This is a genomic window from Iamia sp., from assembly GCF_035575815.1.
Classification (GTDB): Bacteria; Actinomycetota; Acidimicrobiia; order Acidimicrobiales; family Iamiaceae; genus Iamia.
Map to the genome: position 1 here is coordinate 1 of NZ_DATLXO010000065.1, position 2,857 is coordinate 2,857.

At 74.9% G+C, this 2,857-nt stretch carries 1 protein-coding gene and 2 pseudogenes; all 3 read right to left on the bottom strand.

The window, feature by feature from the left end:
- Nucleotides 1-1,461 (bottom strand): annotated as a pseudogene (locus tag VNL12_RS07005) (hypothetical protein); the annotation flags it as partial.
- Nucleotides 1,462-1,768: 307 nt separating this feature from the next.
- A complete protein-coding gene (locus tag VNL12_RS07010) occupies nucleotides 1,769-2,026 on the bottom strand; it encodes a hypothetical protein (RefSeq protein WP_325592924.1) in 258 nt (85 codons plus the stop codon).
- A 402-nt stretch (nucleotides 2,027-2,428) separates the two neighbouring features.
- Nucleotides 2,429-2,857: pseudogene (locus VNL12_RS07015) on the bottom strand (hypothetical protein); the annotation flags it as partial.

The following is a 2,857-nucleotide window of genomic DNA, read 5'->3' on the forward strand; positions in this document are numbered from 1 at the left end:
GCCCAGGTCGGCCGCCGCCAGCCCGGCCGGGTCGGCGGCGAGCAGGGCGACACCGCAGCCGTCCTCCTGCAACATGCGGACGTCGTCGACGAGGTCGCCGTCGAGGCGGAGATCGGCCCCGAGCCGCTCGACCAGGGCGTCATCACCGGAGACCGCGACCATCCACGACGCCTCCCGGGCGGCCGCGACCACGGCGACCAGGTCGTCGTCGACGGGCTCGCCCACCTCCACCAGAGCCTCCGGTTCCCCGTGGTGCGAGAGCACGAGGAGCCGGTCGTGCCCGACCTCGTGCATCGCCCGCCGGACCTCGAGGCGCTGACGTAGCGGGCTGCGCGGCGGAAGCGGCCGCTGCGACCAGGGCCCCCGCCGCCTCGGGCGGTCGGGGTCGAAGAGCTCGGCGGCGGCACCGACGGCCTCGTCGGCGGGCTCCTGGCCGTCCAGGGCGACGACGGAGCCCACGGCGCGCTCCCCGCCGCAGACCACGGCGCCGTCGACGATCAGGGCGTCCAAGCGGTCCAGGCGACGCAGGGCCTCGCGATCGAGGACCAGTGTCCCTCGCCCGGCCAGGATCCGACCGACGTGGGAAGCGAACGCTTCGCGTCCCTGGACGGCGGCCTTGGGCGTGGTGGTCAGGTAGGCGGCGGCGGCGCGCCGGAGGTTGAAGGTGGCAACCGCGGTGGTCAGGCCCGCGACCACCCCGGCGGCGGCGGCCCGGTCGATGTGGCGCTCCACCGGCCCGGGGGCGAGGGGCTCGGGGCGGGGCGCAACCTCGACCGGCGGCGGCCCCGGGTCGACCTCGGCTCCGACGTCACGCCAGAGCCGCTGGCGCTCCATCTGCTCGACGATCGACGCGCCCCGCACCCCCAGTTCGGCGACCAGCCCCAGCGGGCCCTGGCCCAGCGCGTTGCCGATGGCGTGGAGCCCGATGAGCGAGGCCTCCGTGACGCCGGTGCCGAGGACCGCCTCCAAGGGAGCCCGGAGGCGCGGCTGGAGCTGCACCACCGAGGCCACGGCCGACAGCTCGACCGGCAGGCGGGGCCATCGGGCCAGACGGCCGGTGATGGCGACCCCGAGCGCGAGGCCGTTGGCCGACGCCGCCAGCAGGTCCTGTCGCAACCGGCGCGGGTCACCCGGGTGGTCCGGTCGATCGGCGAAGGGCTCGTCGGCCACGTCGTGGAGGATCTCGAGGCCGTCGATCACCGCCAGGAAGGGCGCGACCGGGTCGGTCGCATCCTCGCCCGCGACGATGGTGACATCGCTGCGGACCGGGTTGAGGACGACGCGACGGGCGATCTCGAGATCCGCCAGGGCATCGATGATCTCCGTGCGCAGCCGGTGGCGGTCCGGCCGGTGGATGCCCCGCACCTGGATGTGGATCTCGGCCCCGTCGCGCCAGATGCGCCGCCGCGCCCGCGGCGCCCAGGGCAACGGCGACGGGGCGGGTCCGGCCGGCCGGCTCACCGCCGGGGGCCGGGCTCAGGCGGCGTCGCTCGCCTGTGCATCGGGCACCGGCAGCCGACATCGACCGGACGAGTGTGGTCGACCCGACGAGCGAGCATGACCCGGCGACGATGGGCCCGCCGCCCCGGTCGGCCGCATGTCGACCTCGGTGAGGTGGCTGGCGAGCAGGGCGAGGCCGCCTGCCCACATCTCCAGGACATCCGACAGCCGTCGTTCACGCTGCAGCACCAGGCATCATTCGACCACCCGTGCATGGCCGAGGACGGGATGCTGCCTGGCAGGAGTGCGAACTCCCGGGGAACTCCTCTCACCGGCGGGAGCGGGACTCGCCGGAGTCGACGAGGCGCTCCACGCCGCCGGCGGCCTGACGGGCCCCGGCCCCAACGAGCATCGTGGCCGTGCCGGTCACCCGCAGGCCCCCTGCTGCCACCTTCCCGGCGACCCGGCCCGGAAGCGCCATGGCCGTCCCCACAGCGGGGACGACGGGGAGGTCGCGGCCTTCCGCCCAGCGTCCGACGGCGACTCCGGCGGCGATGAGGGCGGCGATCGGAAGAGCGGTTTCCATGACGGACTCCTGGACTCGGGAGTTGGCACTTGCCCCTCTGCCCGCTGACCAAACCTTCCCCACGCCCTCGCGGCGCGCGTGTAGCACGTCGAAGACCGGCCCTCGAAGCGATGGATCCCGGAAAGCGATCGTCTTGTGACGTGACGGGGCGGACACCGGGGGCCGACCTCGAGGTGCACGTGCGTGCTGCCTCATGACAGGTGAACGCTGTGCGTGGGACCTTCTCGAAGCGCGGGGCCTCGAGGGCGTGCTGGCCTCGCCCGGCCTGATGGTGTTCCTCGACCTGGTGCGGCCCGGCGCCCTTCGCGTCCCAGTGCCTCGGGCGGGATCGTCGAGCGCCGAGAACGCCACCGCGGCCGAGGCGGGAGAGCGTCAGCCGAGGTCGAGGTTGAAGTAGCACAGCTACGGGGCTCGGCCGGGCCAGATGGCGGGGTCGGGCTCGCCGGCGACCTCGACCAGGGCATCCAGCACTGACCAGTCGACGGCGACCACTCGGGTGCGGGGGTCGGCCTCCGCATCGGGACGGGTCCACACCTCGACGGTGAGCGGAAGGCTCTCGGCGGCGAGGGCATCGAGCACCTCGTCGGCCCTCGCTCCCTCGCCGAGCACCAGCGTCGTCGGCCGACCGGCGCGGGCCGCCAGGAGCGCCATCGCCTCGGCCGTGCCGGCGGGGTCGCCGGTGGTGACGACCACCGACCCGGGCTCGGTGGTGGGGAACGTGCGTCCGAGCCAGAACCCGGTGGGTCCCGGCGGGGCGACCACGAGCCCGACCTCGGGCAACGAGCTGGCCAGGGCGGCGGCTGCTCGCGGTGGGAAGACGGCCCCGGACGC

Bases quoted from the DNA above. Each gene is read 5' to 3' on its own strand.
- VNL12_RS07010 (WP_325592924.1), bottom strand. From the start codon at position 2,026: ATGGAAACCGCTCTTCCGATCGCCGCCCTCATCGCCGCCGGAGTCGCC.